This is a genomic window from Actinomadura sp. 21ATH (genome assembly GCF_041951345.1).
Lineage (GTDB): Bacteria > Actinomycetota > Actinomycetes > Streptosporangiales > Streptosporangiaceae > Spirillospora.
The window spans coordinates 128,711-147,577 of the sequence record NZ_JBGNUR010000004.1 but is presented as its reverse complement, the minus strand read 5'-3'; the positions used below and the strand labels follow the sequence as shown (position 1 = coordinate 147,577).

Genomic DNA, 18,867 nt, shown 5'->3' with positions numbered 1-18,867 from the left:
ATCCAGCGGACGCGTTACCCGAAAAGGGGCGCAGATCTCAAGATGCTCACAGATATGTTCAGACCTATCCAAGCGGGACGTTTTTCTTCATACTCCGGATGATCTATGCCATGGCACCGATGGCATCGGCGAAGGAGTGCAGAGTGGCACGATTCCCTGGACGAAGAACCACCCGCAGAACCTTGCTGGGCACACTCTCGGCAGCGGTTCTGGCGATCTCCACAGTCCTGGTCGCCCCGGCGGCCTCGGCCGACATCCCCGGCAAGGACGAGATCGTCAAGACTCCCAACATGCACCACCTGGCGAACATCCCCAAGCAGGGGCCGCTGCAGGGAGTCAACAACTACGGCTCCGACTGGGCGTTCAAGGGCCGGTACGCGTTCGGCGGCAACTACGCGGGCTTCACGATCTACGACATCAGCCGGCCGCAGTCGCCCAAGGTCGTCAGCGTCGTGAGTTGTCCCGGGCCGCAGAACGACGTGACGATCTCCGGGAACCTGCTGTTCCTGTCGACCGACTCGTCGATGAGCGATGACTCCTGCCAGGCCGTGCCGAAGCCGGCCACGGAGAAGTCCGCCTGGGAGGGCATCAAGATCTTCGACATCAGCGACGTGCGCAACCCGCGCTACGTCAAGGCCGTCGAGACCAAGTGCGGCTCGCACACCAACACGCTCGTTCCGGGCAAGCACGGCACCGCGTACATCTACGTGTCCTCGTACCGCCCGAGCAGCACCTTCCCGGACTGCCAGCCGCCGCACGACCTGATCTCGATCATCAAGGTCCCGCTGAAGAACCCGCAGGCCGCGGCCGTCGTCGGTGAGCCGAACCTGTTCCCGGACGGGGGCAACCCCGGTGACCCGCCCGGCACCCCGTGGCCGAACGGGACGTCCGAGACCTCCGGCTGCCACGACCTGACCTCGTACCCGGACAAGGACCTGATGGCCGGCGCCTGCATGGGCGACGGGGTGCTCTTCGACATCTCGAACCCGGAGAGACCGCGCACCATCACCAGCGTCCGGGACGACGAGAACTTCGCGTTCTGGCACTCGGCCACGTTCAACAACAGCGCCAACAAGGTCGTCTTCACCGACGAGCTCGGCGGCGGCGGCGCGGCCACCTGCAACGCCGAGGTCGGCCCGGAGAAGGGCGCCAACGCGATCTACGACATCGTCGGCAAGGGCTCCAAGCGCAAGCTGGAGTTCCGCAGCTACTACAAGATCCCGCGGCCCAACGCCGAGACCGAGAACTGCGTCGCCCACAACGGCTCGCTGATCCCGGTCAAGGGCAAGGACATCATGGTGCAGGCCTGGTACCAGGGCGGCATCTCGGTGTGGGACTTCAGCGACTCGCGCCGGCCGAAGGAGATCGGCTGGTTCGAGCGCGGCCCGTTCTCCGACACCCTGCAGATCGGCGGTTCGTGGTCGGCGTACTACTACAACGGCTACATCTACTCCAACGACATCCAGAAGGGCCTGGACGTCCTGCAGATCAGGGACAGGCGCACCGACAAGGGCGCCCGCGTGCGGCTCGACGAGCTGAACGCCCAGACCCAGCCCGACTACTTCGACCGCCGCTGACCGCGACGGCCTGAACGGTCACCGGCCCCGGCGGTGCGCGACCCCGCGTACCGCCGGGGCCTTCGCGTGCTTCAGGCGGCCGCGGCCGGCGTGAACACCCACTTGCGGTACGACCAGTACCGCCACGCCGACCCCAGCGCCAGCCCCGCCAGCAGGCCCGCGTTGTACGCCAGCTTGCCCTGCAGCCCGAGGGTGTAGAAGACGAAGCCGGTGCACAGCACCTGGATCGCCATCCCGACGCCGTTCAGCGCGACGAAGAGCAGCACCTCGCGGCCCGAGCCCTCGCTGTCGCGGTGGCTGAACGTCCAGTGCCGGTTCAGCAGGTACGAGGTGAGCGTGGAGACGATCGTCGGGACGACCACGCTGGTCAGCGGCCCGCCGCCGAGCCAGTGCCGCAGCAGGTTGGCGCCCCCGATGGTGATCACCGTGCCGAGGAACCCGACGCAGCCGAACGTGAGCAGCTCGCGCACGAAAGTGCGGCGCGCGGGGACGGGCGGCGGCGTTCGGACCGGCGCCGACCGCTGGAGGATGCTCACTCGCCGAGACCTTACCCGAGCCGTCCGGCCGCCGGAGTCACGACCTCCCCGAAGACCGTCAGCGGTGCGCCGCCGCGACCGCCCCGGCGATCACCGCGATGGTCCCGGCCAGCGCGACCGGCACCGCCAGCGCCCACGCCAGCCCCACCCCCTGCGCCACGAACCCGATCACCGGGGGCCCGCCCAGCAGGCCGAGGTAGCCGACCGCCGTCACCCGGGAGATGCCCGCCGCGGCCGGGACGCCCGGCAGGTTGCCCGCCGCGCTGAACGTGACCGGCGCCACCGGCGCCACGCCCAGCCCGAACAGCGTGAAACCGGCCACGGCGGCGGCCGGATGGCCCGCCGCCAGCCCCAGCCCGAGGCCGAGCGCGGCGATCAGCGACCCGGCCCGCAGCACCGGGACCGGACCGAACCGCGCCACCACCCGGTCCCCCGCCAGCCGCCCGGCCGCCATCGCCACCGAGAACCCCGCGAAGGCGAGCCCGGCCGTGCCGGCGCCGGTGTGCAGCCCCTCGCGCAGGTAGACCGCGCTCCAGTCGGCCGCCGCGCCCTCGCCGACGAACGAGCACAGCCCGATCGTCCCCAGCATCGCCAGCGTCCACCGCACCGAGCGCGCCCTGGGCAGCGCCCGCGCCCCGGCCGCCGCCCCGTCCGGCGGCCCGTCCGGCGGCGGCACGGCGGCCGGGACGGGATCGGCATCGGCCGAGCGGTCCAGCAGCGCGCGGCAGCCGAGCAGCAGCGCGGCCGCCAGCACGGCGGCCATCCCGCCGAGATGCACCGGCACCGGGACCCCCAGGTGCGCCGCGCCGGACCCGGCCAGCGCCGCGGCCAGGGTCCCGATGCTGTACGCGCCGTGCAGCCCCGACATCAGCGGGCGGTCGTACCCGCGCTCGATCGCCACGCCCTGGGCGTTCATCGCCACGTCCATGAGGCCGAGGGAGCCGCCGAGCAGCACCAGCGAGGCGGCCAGCGCCCCCAGGTTCCAGGACAGGCCGAGCGGCACCAGCGCCGCCGCGCCGGTCAGGCCCGCCGCCACCGTCGTGGCCCGGCTCCCCCAGCGCGCCACCGTCCAGCGCGCGAACCGCACCGCCACCACCACGCCGACCGGCGCGCCCAGCAGCGCCAGCCCGAGGGCGCCCTCGCTCAGCCCGAGGTCGTCCTTGATCTGCGGGATCCGCGCCACCCACGCGGTCGACAGCAGGCCGTGCACGACGAAGGCCACGATGACGGCGGTACGGGCCCGCCCCAGAACGTTGATCGTCTCCGTCGCCACCCGGCCGACCCTACGTGCCGGGCGGCCGGACGATCACTTGCCGGACGGCTAGATCACCTCACCCAGCGGGATCTTCGGGTCGGTCAGGCGGGCGGGATCCACCGGCTCGCCGGACCGGATCAGCGCCTGGACGTCGCCGGTCACGTCCCACACGTTGACGTTCATCCCGGCCGCCACCCGGCCGCCGGCCAGCCAGAACGCGATGAACTCCAGGCCGTCCACGTCGCCGCGGAAGACCACGTCGTCGTACTCGCCGGGGCTCGCCACCCCCGACAGCTCCATGCCCAGGTCGTACTGGTCGGTGAAGAAGTACGGCACCCGGTCGTAGCTCACGTCCTGCCCGAGCATGGCGCGGGCGGCCGCCGGGCCCGCGTTGAGGGCGTTCGCCCAGTGCTCCACCCTGATCCGGCGGCCGAGGAGCGGATGGTACGCGCTGGCCACGTCGCCGGCCGCGTAGATCGCCGGATCGGAGGTGCGCAGCGAGGCGTCCACCAGGATCCCGTCCGAGACCTCCAGCCCGGCCTCCTCGGCCAGCGCGGTGTTGGGCCGCACCCCGATCCCGACGACCACCACGTCCGCCGGGACCTCCGCGCCGCCCGACGTCACCACCGCCGACACCTGCCCGGCACCCCAGAACCCGGCCACGCCCTGGTCCAGCCGCAGGTCCACGCCGTGCCGCCGGTGCAGGTCGGCGAACAGCCCGCCGACCTCCGGGCCGAGCGAGGAGTGCAGCGGCGTCGGCTCCGGCTCGATCACCGTCACGTCGTTGCCGTACGTCCGCGCCGCCGCGGCGGTCTCCAGGCCGATCCAGCCCGCCCCCGCCACCACCACGCGCCGCCCGCCGTGCGACAGCGCCTCGCGCAGCTCCGCCGCGTCCGCCATCGTGCGCAGGTAGTGGATGCCCTGCAGCTTCGAGCCCGGCACGTCCAGCCGGCGCGGCGCGGCACCGGTCGCCAGCAGCAGCCGGTCGTAGGTGACCGGCTCGCCGGTGGACAGCCGGACCTCCCGCTGCTCGCGGCCGATGCCGGTGGCCTTCACGCCGAGCCGCAGCTCGACGCCGTTGGCCTCGTACCAGTCGGCGTCGTGCACGTGCGCCTTGTCCCTGGGCTCCTTGCCGAGCAGGAACCCCTTCGACAGCGGCGGCCGCTCGTACGGCCGCTCGATCTCCTCCCCGACGAGCAGGACACGCCCCTCGAAGCCCTCCGCGCGCAGCGTCTCCGCCGCCTTCGCGCCCGCCAGGCTCGCGCCGACGATGACGAACGTCTCCTGGGACATGGCGACCTCCTGAGGGTGCGCACCGCTTGGGCGTCGTTCTTGTATCCCTACAGCGGCGTCATTACCAAGACAAGGCCCGCCTATCGCCATCCCGGGGCATGAAGTGCGCCACCCCGCGGCCAAGGTTCTCCGGCCCGGCTACCCGCGCAGGGCCCGGTGGCGCTCGATCGCCGACGTGTCGGTGAGGGACGCGATCTGGTCGACGACCGCGCGCAGCCGGGCCGCGTCGTCGGCGGCGTCCACGAACGCGGGCCGGAACAGCGGGTCCAGCGTGCCGGGCGCGCCCGCCAGCATCAGCTCGGCCAGCTCCAGGATCAGCTCCCGCTGCCGGGCCCGCGTCTCCTCGTGGCTGATCCACACGTAGTGCGCGGTCACGCCCTTGAGCAGCGCGCACTCCAGCCGCTGCGCGCGCGGGACGATCAGGTCCGCGGCGTACCGGGTGAGCGGCCGGTCGCCGTACGCGTCGCGGGTGGCGTCCTCGGCGGCCAGGCAGAACCGGCCGATCAGCGTGCTGGTGAGGTTCTTCAGCGCGGCCAGCGTGCGCGGGGTGCCGTCGTAGCGGTCCGGCCAGCACGGCTCGGCCAGCAGCGCCGCGAACCGCTCCTCCAGCTCGGCCGGCGCCGCGTCGTCGCAGTAGAGCTTCATCGTGGTGTGCGCGACCAGCCGCCGCTCGGCCGGATCGGCCAGCCGGGCGAAGTCGACGTGCCCGGCGACCAGGGCGTCCTCCAGGTCGTGGACGGAGTAGGCGACGTCGTCGCTCCAGTCCATGACCTGCGCCTCGAAGCACGTCCGGGTGCCGGCGGCGCCCTCCCGCGCCCATTCCGCGACGTCCGCGTCGTCCTGGTAGACGCCGAACTTGCCGTTCACCGCGGCGGCCTGCGGCCACGGGTACTTCATCGCCGCGTCGAGCGCCGCGCGGGTGAGGTTGAGGCCGACGCCGCGCCCGTACAGCGGCGGGCCCGCCGGGGCGAACGACTTGGGCTCCAGCCGGGTCAGCACCCGCAGGCTCTGCGCGTTGCCCTCGAAGCCGCCGCAGGGCCGCGCGACCGCGTCCAGCGCGACCTCGCCGTTGTGGCCGAACGGCGGGTGCCCGATGTCGTGCGACAGGCACGCCGTCTCGACCAGGTCGGGGTCGCAGCCGAGCGCCTTGCCCAGCTCCCGGCCGACCTGGGCGCACTCCAGCGAGTGGGTGAGCCGGGTGCGCAGGCTCTGCACGCTGCCGGGGGTGTCCGCGCCCGGCGAGGCGACCTGGGTCTTGGCTGCCAGCCGGCGCAGCGCCGCGCTGTGCAGCACCCGGGCCCGGTCGCGCTCGAACGCGGTGCGGTCCCGCCGCTTGGGCGCCTCGGGAGCCCAGCGCTCCCGGTCGCGGTCCGAATAATCCGTCATCGTGCCCAGCGTATTCGCGCGGCCCGCGGTACAGGTGGATTCGCCATGGCTAGGGGGTGGCGGTCTGCGACGGGACCGTCTTGATCGTCTCGTTGGGCACCCGGACGCTCTTGCCGAGCAGCACGTACGACAGGTAGCCGCCGGTCTCCCGGACGATGTACTGGCGCTGCGTCTCGCGGGTCTGCACGCTCGGGCCGCTGCGCGTGGGCGAGGCGGCCGCCTCGATCCCCTGGTCCTCGGCCATCTTCTTGGATCGCAGCCCGTGCCAGGGGTCGGTGACGATGATCCCCGACTTCCAGCCGAGCTGATCGAACCGCCGCCCGACCGCCCGCATGCTCTCCAGCGTGTCCGAGCCCTCCGGTACGGCGACGACCCTGGCGGCCGGGACGCCGCCCCGCTCGACCAGCCATCTCTTGCCCGCGGCGGCCTCGGTGAAGTTGTCGCCCTCCTGCTTGCCGCCGACGGTGACGATCGCCTTGGCGGTGCCGTTGCGGTACAGGTCGAGGGCGTGCTGGAGCCGCCACTGGAGGGTGGGCGAGGGCCGCCCGTTGTACTGGGCGGCGCCGAGCACGATGATCGCGTCCGACTTCGGGCGCTCGTCCTGGCGCGCCTGGTACCAGACCCGCCACGCCACGGTCAGCGGCGTCAGCACGGCGAACGCCAGCAGGCCGAGCACCACGACGAGGCTGATCGAGAACCAGCCCGGCCGGCGCCGCCCGGACCCGCCGGACCCGCCGGACTCGTCGCGGCTCGGCCCGTCCCCCTGCGGCGGGTCGTCCCGCCCTGTTTCCGGCAACCCTGTCCCCGGCGGCTCGAATTCCAACGTCATCGCACTCGACACGTCAGGTTAGACGGCCCGGCGGCCGCCGGCGGTTCGCCGGCGGCCACCGGTTTCGCGTCACAGTCCGGCCGGAACGGGACAGGGCCGGCCGGCCGCGGTCAGCCGGCGATCGCGGCGCGGCCCGCCTCCAGCCGGGCCACCGGGATCCGGAACGGCGAGCACGACACGTAGTCCAGCCCGGCCTCGTGGCAGAAGTGGACCGAGTCGGGGTCGCCGCCGTGCTCCCCGCAGATGCCGAGCTTCAGGTCGGGCCGGGTCTTGCGGCCCTCCTCCACCGCGATCCGGACCAGCCGGCCGACGCCCTCGCGGTCCAGCGTCTCGAACGGCGAGACGCCGAAGATCCCCAGCTCCAGGTAGCGGGAGAAGAACGCCGCCTCCACGTCGTCCCGCGAGAAGCCCCACGTCGTCTGGGTGAGGTCGTTGGTGCCGAACGAGAAGAACTCGGCCGCCTCGGCGATCTGGCCCGCGGTCAGCGCCGCCCGCGGCAGCTCGATCATGGTGCCGACCAGGGCGGGAACGTCCACACCTGTGGCCTCCGCGACCTCCGCGAGGATCTCCCTGGCCTCGTCCCGTACCGCCTCCAGTTCCTGGACGGCGCCCACGAGCGGGATCATGATCTCCGGGCGCGGGTCGCCGCCGGCCCGCCGCCGCTCGGCCGCGGCCTCGGCGATCGCCCGTACCTGCATGGAGAAAAGTCCCGGGATGACCAAACCCAGCCGCACGCCGCGCAGTCCCAACATAGGGTTCTGCTCGTGCAGGCGCCGGACCGCCTCCAGCAGCCGGCGGTCCTGCGGATCGGCGCCGTCACCGGCGAGGGCGACCTTGACCGAGAGCTCGGTCAAGTCGGGGAGGAATTCGTGCAGCGGGGGGTCGATCAGCCGGATCGTGACCGGCAGTCCGTCCATCGCCTCGAAGATGCCCGCGAAGTCGCTCTTCTGGAGGGGCTCCAGCGCGTCGAGGGCGGCCTGCCGCTCCGCGTCGCCGTCGGCCAGGATCAGCTTCTCCACCAGCTGCCGCCGGTCGCCGAGGAACATGTGCTCGGTCCGGCACAGCCCGATGCCCTGCGCGCCGAACCGGCGCGCCCGGGCGGCGTCCTCGGCGTTGTCGGCGTTCGCCCGCACCTTCAGCGCGGCCCGCTCGTCGGCGTGCTTCATGATCCGGTGAACGGCCTGGACGAGCTCGCCGCCCTCGGACGCCCGCAGCCGGCCCTCGAAGTACTGCACGACCGGCGAGTCCTCGACCGGGACCTCGCCGAGGTAGACCAGGCCGCTGCTGCCGTCGATGGAGACGACGTCGCCCTCGTTCACCACCACGCCGCCGGGCGCGGTGAACCGGCCCGCCTTGACGTCCACGTCGAGCTCCTCGGCGCCGCAGACGCAGGTCTTGCCCATGCCGCGGGCGACCACGGCGGCGTGCGAGGTCTTGCCGCCGCGGGACGTGAGCACGCCGCGGGCGGCGTACATGCCGGCCAGGTCGTCGGGGTTGGTCTCGCGGCGGACCAGGATCACGTCCTCGCCGTTCTCGGCGGCCGCCACGGCCGCCTCGGAGGTGAAGACGGCCTTGCCGACGGCGGCGCCGGGCGAGGCGTTCATGCCCTTGGTCAGCTTGCGGGCGTCGGCGAGCCGGGCCTCGTCGAAGCGCGGGAACATCAGCTGGGCGAGCTGGTCGCCGGTGACCCGGGACGCGGCCTCGTCGGCGTCGATGAGCCCCTGGTCGAGCAGCTGGCAGGCGATCCGGAACGCGGCGGCGGCGGTGCGCTTGCCGACGCGCGTCTGGAGCATCCACAGCTTGCCGCGCTCGATCGTGAACTCGATGTCGCACATGTCGAGGTAGTGGTTCTCCAGCGTCTCCATGATCTCGAGCAGCCGGTCGTAGGACGCCTTGTCGATCCGCTCCAGCTCGGTCAGCGGGACGGTGTTGCGGATGCCGGCGACGACGTCCTCGCCCTGGGCGTTCTGCAGGTAGTCGCCGTAGATGCCCTGCTGGCCGGACGCGGGGTCGCGGGTGAACGCCACGCCCGTGCCGGAGTCCATGCCGAGGTTGCCGAACACCATGGAGCAGATGTTCACGGCGGTGCCCAGGTCGACCGGGATGCGTTCCTGGCGGCGGTAGAGGATCGCCCGGTCGGCGTTCCAGGAGTCGAACACCGCCTTGATCGCGAGGTCCATCTGCTCGCGCGGGTCGGTCGGGAAGTCCCGCCCGGCCCGGTCGCGGACGATGCCCTTGAACCGGTCCACCAGGGCGCGGAAGTCCGCCGCGTCCAGGTCGCCGTCGTCCTTGGTGCCCTTGGCCTCCTTGGCGGCCTCGATGGCGTCCTCGAACAGGTCGCCCTCGATGTCCAGCACGGTCTTGCCGAACATCTGGATGAGGCGCCGGTACGAGTCCCACGCGAACCGCTCGTCACCCGACTGCGCGGCCAGGCCGTGCACCGACTCGTCGTTGAGGCCGATGTTGAGGACGGTCTCCATCATGCCGGGCATGCTGAACTTGGCGCCCGACCGTACGCTGACGAGGAGGGGGTCGCCGGGGTCGCCCAGGCGCTTGCCCATCCGCTCCTCCAGCGCCGCCAGGTGCGCGTTCACCTCGGCGCCCAGGCCCTCGGGGAAGGACCCGTGCTCCAGGTAGTGCCGGCATGCCTCGGTGGTGATCGTGAATCCCGGCGGCACCGGGAGACCGAGGTTGGTCATCTCGGCCAGGTTGGCGCCCTTGCCCCCCAGCAGGTCCTTGAGGTCCTTGTTCCCCTCAGTGAAGTCGAACACGAACTTCGGCACGGGGTGCTCCTTAACGCTCCGATTCCACCCGGAAACAAGGCTGCGGCGGTTGGCCGCCGCCCTGTTGGCCGGGACTGTACCCGCGAAGCCGAGCTTCGTTCGGCGCCCCATCGGCCGTACGGTGTTCGCGCAGGTCAAGGGGCCTGTACTGGTCTATTCCAATATGGACATACAAGACAGATTGCATGAGAAACACCCTCGTCACCCGGGACACCGGCCGGTCACCTGCCGGAAACCCCGCCGTGACGTGGCGTACCCACTGCGATCGAGAGGGAATGATGGAACGAGGAGGTGAGGCTGTGAGGCCGATGGTCGCCGGTGGCCGGGCGGGAGACCCGTTCGCCCCGATCGCCGATTTCGGGTTCCTGTCGGACTGCGAGACCACCGCACTGGTGGCCCCGAGCGGCAACATCGAGTGGATGTGCCTGCCCAAGATGGACTCGCCGAGCGTGTTCGGGTCGATCCTGGACCGCGACGCCGGCTACTTCCGGGTGGGCCCGGCCGGCGTGGAGGTGCCCGCGGCGCAGCGCTACATCCCCGGGACCATGGTCATGGAGACCACCTGGTGGGTGCACGGCGGCTGGCTGGTGGTGACGGACGCCCTGCTGATGGGGCCCTGGCACCACGAGACCGAGCGGTCCCACACCCACCGGCGGGCCCCCACCGACTACGACGCCGACCACGTGCTGCTGCGCATGGTGCGGTGCGTGAACGGCCAGGTCCAGGTGCGGCTCGACTGCATGCCGGTGTTCGACTACGGCCAGACCCCGGCCCGCTGGGAGCACACCGGGGCGGGCTACCACGAGGCCGTGGCCCGCGGGAACGGCGTCAACCTGCGCCTGACCACCGACATGAACGTCGGCTTCGAGGGCTCGCTGGCCACGTCCCGCACCCTGCTCAAGCAGGGCGACGCGCGCTTCGTGGCGCTGTCCTGGAGCGAGCACGAGCCGCCCGGCACGTGGGCCGAGGCGCAGGAGCGGCTGGTCTGGACCGTCCACCACTGGCAGCACTGGCTCGACCGCGGCCGCTTCCCGGACCACCCGTGGCGCAGCCACCTGCAGCGCAGCGCGCTCACCCTCAAGGGCCTGACGTACGCCCCCACCGGCGCCGTGGCGGCCGCCGCCACCACCTCGCTGCCGGAGACGCCCGGCGGCGACCGCAACTGGGACTACCGCTACACGTGGATCCGCGACTCCACGATGGCGCTGTGGGCGTTCTACACCCTGGGGTACGACTGGGAGGCCAACGACTTCTTCTACTTCATCACCGACGTCGCCGAGGCCGCCGAGGGCAAGCTCCAGATCATGTACGGCCTGGACGGCCGCGAGGAGCTGCCCGAGTCGACCCTCGACCATCTCAGCGGCTACGACGACGCCCGCCCGGTCCGGATCGGCAACGAGGCGTACATGCAGGCCCAGCACGACGTCTGGGGCGCGATCATCGGCTCGATCTACATGTTCGTGCGCAAGCGCGACCGGCTGGACGACCGGCTCTGGAAGATCGTGGTGAAGCAGGTCGAGGACGCGCTGGCCAACTGGCGCACCCCCGACTGCGGCATGTGGGAGGTGCGCGGCGAGCCGCAGCACTTCACCTCGTCCAAGATGTTCTGCTGGGTGGCCGCCGACCGCGGCGCCCGGCTGGCCCGCATCCGCGGCGACCAGGACCGCGCCCGCCGCTGGCAGGCGGCCGCCGACGAGATCCACGCCGACGTGCTGGCCAACGCCCTGGACGAGCGCGGCGTCTTCACCGCCCACTACGGCGCCACCGCCCTGGACGCCTCTGCCCTGCTGATCCCGCTGCTGGGCTTCCTCCCGGCCGACGACAAGCGGGTCCGCGAGACGGTCCTGGCCATCGCCGACGAGCTGTCGGAGGACGACCTCGTCCTGCGCTACCGCGCGAGCGAGACCGACGACGGCTTCCAGTCGGAGGAGGGCACGTTCACCATCTGCTCGTTCTGGCTGGTGAGCACCCTGGTGATGATCGGCGAGCTGGAGCGCGCCCGCGCGCTCTGCGAGAAGCTCCTCTCGTACGCCAGCCCCCTCCAGCTGTACGCCGAGGAGATCGACCCGCACACCGGCCGCCACCTGGGCAACTTCCCCCAGGCGTTCACCCACCTGGCCCTGATCAACGCCGTCATGCAAGTGATCAACGCCGAGCAGGACGAGCACCAGCCCCCGCTCGCCTGACGCCCGGCCCCGTTTCCGTGCCGTGACCGCGACGTTCGCGCCGGTCACGGCACGGTTCGGTAGCGGCCGTGGCCGCGGACCTGGGGCATACCCCGTGGCCGGGGCGGGGCCGGCGGCCCCGCCCCGGCCGTCCGCTAGATGACCGCGCCGGAGTCCGTGCGCTCGCGCTGGGGCGCGCGCTTGATCTTCGGGCGGGGCGGCGGCGACTTGGCGTGCTTCTCCAGGACGACCGCCAGCGGCGTCGCGACGAAGACGCTGGAGTACGTGCCGACGACGATGCCGATCAGCAGGGCGATCGCGAAGTCGGTCAGCGAGTCGCCGCCCAGGAACGCGAGGGCGGCCAGGATGAACAGCGCGCCCATGCCGGTGTTGACCGTGCGGGGCACTGTCTGCAGCGCGCCCGCGTTGGCCACCTCCGAGAACGGCGCCTTGGGTCTGGCCCCCCACAGTTCCCGGACGCGGTCGAAGACGACGACCGAGTCGTTCACCGAATAGCCGATGACCGTGAGCAGCGCGGCGAGGAAGACGCCGTCCAGGGTCTTGCCCAGCCAGGCGAAGATGCCGATGACGATGACCACGTCGTGGAACATGCCGGCCACCGAGCCGAGCCCGAACGTCCAGCGGAACCGGAACGCCAGGTAGGCCAGCTGGACGAGCAGGGCGATGGCCAGGGCGATGATCGCCTTCTGGCGCAGCTCGTCGCCGAGGCTGGGGCCGATCAGCTCGTCGCGCTGCTTGGTGACCTGGCCGCCGCCCTTGCCGGCCAGGGCCTTCTGGATGGACGTCACCTCGGCGTTGGTGAGCTTCTCGGTCCGTACGGAGATGTCGTCGGTCCCGGACGACTGGACGACCGCGCGCGGGAAGCCGGCGTCGGCGACCGCGGTGCGGGCGGTGTCGATGCTCATCGGCTGCGAGGTGGAGTACTCGACCAGCCGGCCGCCGGTGAACTCGACGCCGAAGTTGAGCCCGCGGACGAAGATGCCGGTGATCGCGATGACGACGGCCAGCGCCGAGATGCCGAGGAACAGCCGCCGCCGCTTCATGATGTCCAGGTCGCGGCGCTCCAGCCACTGGCGGACCCGGCCGGTGGAGCCGAGCCCGGTCAGCTTCGGCCGGCGGGCGACCATCCGCCGCGACAGCACCGCGTCGGTGAGCACCCGGCTCAGCAGCATCGCGGAGACCATCGAGCCGAGGACGCCGATGGACAGCGTGACGCCGAAGCCCCGGACCGGCCCGGAGGCCAGGAAGAACAGCAGCCCGGCGGCCAGCAGCGTGGTGATGTTGGAGTCGGCGATCGCCGACCACGCCTTGTCGAAGCCGGTCGCGAGCGACCGCCGGACGCCCTTGCCGGGCCCGGCGGCGTACTCCTCCCTGGCCCGTTCGAACGCCAGCACGTTCGCGTCGATCGCCATGCCGATGGCCAGCACGAACCCGGCCAGGCCGGGCAGCGTGAGCGTCGCGCCGATCGCGACCAGCGCCGCGTACGAGATCAGCGCGTAGCAGGCCAGGGCGATCGTGGCGAGGAAGCCGACCAGCCGGTAGACGGCGATGATGAACAGGCCGGTGAGCAGGATGCCGATGATCGCGGCCTGGGCGCTGGCCTCGATGGCGGCGTCGCCGAGCGTGGGGCCGACCACCCGCTGCTCGATGATCTCGACCGGCACCGGCAGCGAGCCGCCCTGGATGAGCGCGGCGAGGTTCTTGGCCTCCTCCGGGGTGAAGTCCCCGGTGATCTGGGTGGAGCCGCCGGTGATGCCGATGTTGCACTGCACGTCCTGGGTGACGCCCGGCGAGGAGATGACCTCGCCGTCCAGGACGATCGCGATCCGGCGGTCGTCGCCCATGCCGCAGGCGGCCTTGGCGGTCATCCTCTCCCAGGCGGCACCGCCCCCGCCGCGGAACTTGACGGTGACGAACCAGCCGCTCATGTTCTGCTGGTCGAAGCCGGAGTCGGCCGAGCCGATCCCGTCCCCGGTGAGGCCGGCGGGACCGATCAGGATCGGCTGCCCCTGCTCGTCGTTGATGATCTTCTCGCCCTGCTTGGGCTTGCCGTCGTTGGTCCGGACCGGATGCGCGGTGAGCTGCGCGGTCCTGCCGACGACCTCGGCCGCGCGGGTCGGGTCCTGGACGTCGGGCAGCTCGACGATGATGCGCCGGTCGCCGGACCGGGTGATCGTGGACTCGGCGACGCCGAGCGCGTCGACGCGGCGCTGCAGGACCTCCTTGGCGCGGTCGGTGGACTCGCGGCCGGCCTTGACCGTCGGGGAGTCCTTGGTCTCCAGGACCATCTGGGTGCCGCCGCGCAGGTCGAGTCCCAGGCGGGCGGGTTTGGTGAACGCGAAATAGCACGAGGTGGCGAGGATGGCCAATGCCAGCAACGCCCGCACCAGGTTGGCGCGAGTCAAGGAACGACCTCCACAGGTGCCGGCGCCCGGAGGCGCCGCGGGAACGCCGGTGCCGCGCACCGGCCGGACGGTGTCAGATCCCGGTGGAGGGCGGCGGTGCGCGCCCGCGCGGCGCGCCGCCGCCGGGAACCGCCGGAGCCTCGTGCGAGGCCGGGAGGGGCCGTTCCGCCAGGTCGTGCGGGGCGAGCACGGTGATTCCCGGCGGCGGGACCGCCGGGACGGGCATGGGGGCCTGCGCCACGGCGGACTGCCGGGACGTGGCGGCCACGATCGCGCGCTCGGGAGGCGTGGTCGGCTGGGTGCGCTGCCGGGAGGTCCCGCTGGACGCGGCCTGGCGCGTCCCCTGGGCGTTCTGCCCGGCCTGGGGAACACCGGCCGCCCGTACGCCGGTCTGGGCGCCCGCGCCGGCCGCCGTGGCCCCGGCGGCGGGCGCCGCCACGAAGCCGACCAGGCCCAGCGCGATGATCAGCAGCCGGGCCAGCCGGCCCCGGTCGTCCCGGGCGGGCGGGGACTCGGGCAGGACGGGCCGCGGGACGTCGCGCACGCGCATCCTCCCCGTCGGCTTCGGCCGGCCCGAGCGGCCGGTGCCGGAGGTCGGACCCCGGCACCGGCCACGCTAGCCCATGGACGGACCCCGGCGGTGCCGGCGGCGCGCCGTCACGCCCGGGCGGCGGGCTCGTCCGCCCGCTCCCCCGGGGGCGGCCTCGTCCCGTGCGGCCGGGAACGGCCGCGCGGGCGGCAGCCGGGCCAGGTCCAGCGACCGGGTGGCGGCCGGCGGCCGGACGGCCCCGCTCCCGTGCTCTCCCGCGCCCGCGCGGCGCCGGCTAGCAGCCCACCAGCTGCGCGGCGAGGAACGACTCGACCTGGTCGATCGAGATGCGCTCCTGGCTCATGGTGTCGCGCTCCCGCACCGTCACCGCGTCGTCCTCCAGGGTGTCGAAGTCGACCGTCACGCAGAACGGGGTGCCGATCTCGTCCTGGCGGCGGTAGCGGCGGCCGATCGCGCCCGCGTCGTCGAAGTCCACGTTCCAGTTGCGGCGCAGCCGGGCCGCCAGGTCGCGGGCCTTGGGCGACAGGTCGGTGTTGCGCGACAGCGGCAGCACCGCGACCTTGACCGGCGCCAGCCGCCGGTCGAGCCGCATCACCGTGCGCTTCTCCAGCTTGCCCTTGGCGTTGGGCGCCTCGTCCTCGGCGTAGGCGTCCATCATGAACGTCAGCGTGCAGCGGTCCACGCCCGCCGCCGGCTCGATCACGTACGGGACGAACCGCTCCCCCGCCTCCTGGTCGAAGAACGACAGGTCCGCGCCCGACGCCTTGGAGTGCGTGGTCAGGTCGTAGTCGGTGCGGTTGGCGATGCCCTCCAGCTCGCCCCACTCGCCGCCGACGAAGTCGAACCGGTACTCGATGTCGACCGTGCGCTTGGAGTAGTGCGAGAGCTTCTCCTGCGGGTGCTCGTACAGCCGCAGGTTCTCCTTGGTGATGCCCAGGTCGGTGTACCAGCGCAGCCGCTCGTCGATCCAGTACTGGTGCCACTCCTCGTCCGAGCCGGGCCGGACGAAGAACTCCATCTCCATCTGCTCGAACTCGCGGGTCCGGAAGATGAAGTTGCCGGGCGTGATCTCGTTGCGGAACGACTTGCCGACCTGGCCGATGCCGAACGGCACCTTGCGCCGGGCCGACTGCTGCACGTTCAGGTAGTTGATGAAGATGCCCTGGGCGGTCTCCGGCCGCAGGTAGGCCAGCCCGGACTCGTCGTCGACCGGGCCCAGGTACGTCTTCAGCAGGCCGTTGAAGTTGCGCGGCTCGGTGAACGAGCCCTTGACCCCGCAGTTGGGGCAGGAGAGGTCGGCGAGGCCGTTCGCGGGGGGCTTCCCGTGCTTCTCGGCGTACGCCTCCTCCAGGTGGTCGGCCCGGAAGCGCTTGTGGCAGGACTGGCACTCGGTCAGCGGGTCGACGAACGCCTGCACGTGCCCGCTGGCCTCCCAGACCTCCCGGGCCAGGATCACGCAGGAGTCGAGGCCCACGACGTCGTCGCGGCCCTGCACCATGGACTTCCACCACTGGCGCTTGACGTTGTTCTTGAGCTCCACGCCGAGCGGGCCGTAGTCCCACGAGGCGCGCAGTCCGCCGTAGATCTCACTCGACGGGTAGACCAGGCCCCTGCGCTTGGCGAGGTTGACGATCGTGTCCAACACGTCGGAACGGCGTGCCATGAGCGGTTCTCCATCCAACTGGCGGTCGGCGGGATTGTCCGTACGCCCTCCGCCCGGCCACGGGCGAGGCCACGGGCGGCGCGAAGGCGAGTGCGTGATCCCCGGTGTGTTCCGCTTCCGGAAGCGCGTCCCCAGCGCTCCGGAGCGCTCCCCAGCTTAGAGCACGCGGACCCCCGCCCGTACGCCGCGTGATCCCAGGTCATCGGCCCGTCAGTAGACCCGGCCGTCGACGTTGTTGCTGTCGATGTTGATCGTGACCCCGCCGTGCGTCTCCTTGTGCCCGCCCCGGTACTGCTTGATCCGGCGGTGCGGGTGCCAGCGGTGGTCGGGGATGGCCGGGTGGTCGTAGAGCGACTCCTTGCCGTCCCAGTGCGCGAACCAGATCGCGTCCGGCTGGACCACGTCCGTGGCCCTGACCAGGTCGCGGATCGCGGAGGTCACGCTGCTGTAGACGGCCGGGACGTATCCCAGGGACGCCGTCGCGCGCGACCAGTTCTCCAGGAACGTCAGCACGGCCTTGCGGCAGGACTTCTTGCGGCTGTCGTACGCCTCCATGTCGAAGTAGATCGGCTTGCGCTCGGGCACGCCGAGCGCCCTGGCCTTGCGGACGGCGTCCGCCGCCGCCTTCCGGCCCTCCCGCGCGGCGTTCTTGGCGGTGAAGTGGGTCCGGTAACGGCTGCAGGGGGCCTGCAGCCCCACGTAGGTGGGGATGAGCCGGTATCCCATCTTCCGTACGGCCCGGACCCACTTGCGGTTCAGGTTGGGCTGGGCGCAGCCGCGCGAGGCGCCGCCGATGTACATGTTGGAGACGCTGAACGCCCGCCGCCAGGCGCGCATCGCGGAGATCGACGGGGCCGTGCAGGCGTCGAAGCCCTTGCCGATCGCCCACGCCTTCTCGCCCCCTCCGGCCGGCGGCCCGGCGGGCTCCCCCGCCGGCTCCGGCCGGGGCTTCTCCGGCGCGGGCGAGGGCGGCGGGGACGCGCTCGGCTGCGGTTCCGGCCGGTCGTCGGGCCGGTCGCCGGAGTCCTTCGGGTCCTTGCCGTCCTTGTCCATGTCCGGCTCGTCCCGGTCGGGATCGTCGCGGCTCCAGCCCGCGTCGATCTGCATGGACCGGATGAGGTCCTCGATATCGGACGGATCGGGCCCGTACGCGCCGATGATCCTGACCCCGGCCTCGGGGACGGCCACCCGGGTCCGGTGGTCGGTGGCGGGCTTCACCGTGAACCGGGCGAGCCGGGCGGCGGCGCCCGCCCGCGGGCCGGCGCGGCCGGGCGCCGCCGCGGTCCCGGCCGCCGGCTCGATCCGCAGGACGTCCGCGCCGCCGACCACGCGCGCCGGGCAGTCCGGCCGCGGGCCGGGCGCGCCGACGTAGATCGCGCGCCGGTCGTACCGCACGCACCGGTTCGGGTCCTGGTCGAGCCGGTGCACCGCCCAGCCCTCGGGAACGGGGAACCGCACGCCCCGGTAGGCGAGCACCCGCGTCCCGGCGGCGGGCCCGCCGGCGGCCGTGGCCGCGGCCTTCAGCGCGGCGGGCGGGTCGCCCTGGGACCGCGGGGCGGACGGCTCGGGCGCGGCGAGGAGGGGTGCGAGCGCCACCGCTCCGAGCAGACCGCTGAATACCGGAACATGGCGCATCACGACTCCCCCGCGAAGATGATCACGACAATGGGGTCGTGATCACCGCCACCGGTCCCCCGAAACCGGACGTCAGGGGTTCTTTTCCGGACGTTGACCCGCGGCGCGGGAGGTCACGATCTCGTACGCGCCGGGTTCGTCCACGGCCAGCGCCGCCAGCGGGATGAACCGCAGCCGGACGTCGTACGCGCCGAGCGCGCGGCGGTAGTAGCCGGCGCCGTCCCATTCGGTCACCAGCGCCCACAGGCCGGGATCGTCGACCGTGCGGGCGAGCCGGCCGGCGCGGTAGCCGGGGCTGGCCGCCAGCGCGTCGAGGACCGCCGTCATCGACTCGGCGAAGCCCGCGGACTCCTGTTCGGGCACCCGGTAGCGGGTAATCGCAATCACCCGCCCATCCTGGCACCGGGCGTCCCGGGGCCGGATGGGCGTACGTTGATCCTTGTGAACACGGAGAAGCCGTCGGGGACGCGGGCCGCAGTCGAACGCTGGAGCGCCGCGCCGCTGGTGTTCCTGACCCGGCTGCCGCGCTGGGTCCTGCTGGCCGTCATCCTCGCGCTGGTGGCCGTCGGGCTGGTCGGCAGCGGCTGGGTGGGCGCGGCGGGGCTGCTGGTGCTGCTGGTCCTGCTGAGCTGGTTCGCCTACCTCAGCTGGCCCGGTTTGGGCATGCAGGGAAGGATCCTGCGGATCGCCGCGTTGGTGCTGGTGGCGGCGTTCGCCGTCGATCACCTGCTGTGAGCCCGATCTCGGTTCTTTGATCGGTTTTGACAAC

The 18,867-nt window shown here is 72.3% G+C and carries 14 protein-coding genes; 3 read left to right on the top strand and 11 right to left on the bottom strand.

Features of this window, described 5'->3' with window-relative positions:
* Window positions 1-182 precede the first annotated feature (182 nt).
* Window positions 183-1,577: an LVIVD repeat-containing protein gene (locus ACA361_RS15325; RefSeq protein WP_375012628.1), complete on the top strand. Its 1,395-nt coding sequence runs from the start codon at window positions 183-185 to the stop codon at window positions 1,575-1,577.
* Between the two features lie 71 nt (window positions 1,578-1,648).
* Here the strand turns inward: ACA361_RS15325 and ACA361_RS15320 are convergent, their stop codons facing one another.
* The 6 genes from ACA361_RS15320 to ppdK all read right to left on the bottom strand — a co-directional run bounded on the left by ACA361_RS15320 (window position 1,649) and on the right by ppdK (window position 9,659).
* Entirely contained in the window at window positions 1,649-2,113 is a 465-nt protein-coding gene (locus ACA361_RS15320; RefSeq protein ID WP_375012627.1) for a GtrA family protein, read from the bottom strand.
* Between the two features lie 58 nt (window positions 2,114-2,171).
* A complete protein-coding gene (locus ACA361_RS15315) occupies window positions 2,172-3,386 on the bottom strand; it encodes an MFS transporter (RefSeq protein WP_375012626.1) in 1,215 nt (404 codons plus the stop codon).
* A gap of 48 nt (window positions 3,387-3,434) precedes the next feature.
* A complete protein-coding gene (locus ACA361_RS15310) occupies window positions 3,435-4,661 on the bottom strand; it encodes an NAD(P)/FAD-dependent oxidoreductase (protein ID WP_375012625.1) in 1,227 nt (408 codons plus the stop codon).
* A 138-nt stretch (window positions 4,662-4,799) separates the two neighbouring features.
* Window positions 4,800-6,047, bottom strand: a complete 1,248-nt coding sequence (locus tag ACA361_RS15305) for a deoxyguanosinetriphosphate triphosphohydrolase (RefSeq protein WP_375012624.1) — start codon at window positions 6,045-6,047, stop codon at window positions 4,800-4,802.
* 49 nt (window positions 6,048-6,096) lie between these two features.
* Window positions 6,097-6,843: a YdcF family protein gene (locus tag ACA361_RS15300; protein WP_375012623.1), complete on the bottom strand. Its 747-nt coding sequence runs from the start codon at window positions 6,841-6,843 to the stop codon at window positions 6,097-6,099.
* Between the two features lie 143 nt (window positions 6,844-6,986).
* Window positions 6,987-9,659, bottom strand: a complete 2,673-nt coding sequence (gene ppdK, locus ACA361_RS15295; RefSeq protein ID WP_375012622.1) for a pyruvate, phosphate dikinase — start codon at window positions 9,657-9,659, stop codon at window positions 6,987-6,989.
* 308 nt (window positions 9,660-9,967) lie between these two features.
* Here ppdK and ACA361_RS15290 point away from each other — a divergent pair, with 308 nt between their 5' ends.
* On the top strand, window positions 9,968-11,845 hold the full coding sequence (locus ACA361_RS15290; RefSeq protein WP_375012963.1) for a glycoside hydrolase family 15 protein: 1,878 nt from the start codon (window positions 9,968-9,970) through the stop codon (window positions 11,843-11,845).
* A 134-nt stretch (window positions 11,846-11,979) separates the two neighbouring features.
* Here ACA361_RS15290 and secD read toward each other — a convergent pair whose 3' ends face one another.
* The 5 genes from secD to ACA361_RS15265 all read right to left on the bottom strand — a co-directional run bounded on the left by secD (window position 11,980) and on the right by ACA361_RS15265 (window position 18,485).
* Window positions 11,980-14,250 (bottom strand): protein translocase subunit SecD, encoded by a 2,271-nt coding sequence (gene secD, locus ACA361_RS15285; RefSeq protein WP_375012621.1) that lies wholly within the window; start codon window positions 14,248-14,250, stop codon window positions 11,980-11,982.
* 73 nt (window positions 14,251-14,323) lie between these two features.
* Window positions 14,324-14,794, bottom strand: a complete 471-nt coding sequence (locus ACA361_RS15280; protein WP_375012620.1) for a hypothetical protein — start codon at window positions 14,792-14,794, stop codon at window positions 14,324-14,326.
* A gap of 280 nt (window positions 14,795-15,074) precedes the next feature.
* Window positions 15,075-16,463, bottom strand: coding sequence for a glycine--tRNA ligase (locus ACA361_RS15275; protein ID WP_375012619.1), 1,389 nt, complete (start codon window positions 16,461-16,463; stop codon window positions 15,075-15,077).
* Between the two features lie 210 nt (window positions 16,464-16,673).
* The gene (locus ACA361_RS15270; protein WP_375012618.1) at window positions 16,674-18,059 is read right to left on the bottom strand and encodes a DUF1906 domain-containing protein; all 1,386 of its coding nucleotides are present in this window, start codon (window positions 18,057-18,059) and stop codon (window positions 16,674-16,676) included.
* A 111-nt stretch (window positions 18,060-18,170) separates the two neighbouring features.
* A complete protein-coding gene (locus tag ACA361_RS15265) occupies window positions 18,171-18,485 on the bottom strand; it encodes an antibiotic biosynthesis monooxygenase family protein (RefSeq protein ID WP_375012617.1) in 315 nt (104 codons plus the stop codon).
* On the opposite strand from ACA361_RS15265, the gene ACA361_RS15260 reads away from it, so the two are divergent.
* Window positions 18,450-18,833: a DUF6703 family protein gene (locus tag ACA361_RS15260; RefSeq protein WP_375012962.1), complete on the top strand. Its 384-nt coding sequence runs from the start codon at window positions 18,450-18,452 to the stop codon at window positions 18,831-18,833. The two genes, ACA361_RS15265 and ACA361_RS15260, sit on opposite strands and share 36 nt — an antisense overlap.
* Window positions 18,834-18,867: the final 34 nt, after the last annotated feature.

Coding starts and splice junctions, on each gene's coding strand:
- ACA361_RS15305 (WP_375012624.1), bottom strand. CDS start 6,047: ATGACGGATTATTCGGACCGCGACCGGGAGCGCTGGGCTCCCGAGGCG.
- ACA361_RS15310 (WP_375012625.1), bottom strand. CDS start 4,661: ATGTCCCAGGAGACGTTCGTCATCGTCGGCGCGAGCCTGGCGGGCGCG.
- ACA361_RS15275 (WP_375012619.1), bottom strand. CDS start 16,463: ATGGCACGCCGTTCCGACGTGTTGGACACGATCGTCAACCTCGCCAAG.
- ACA361_RS15290 (WP_375012963.1), top strand. CDS start 9,968: ATGGTCGCCGGTGGCCGGGCGGGAGACCCGTTCGCCCCGATCGCCGAT.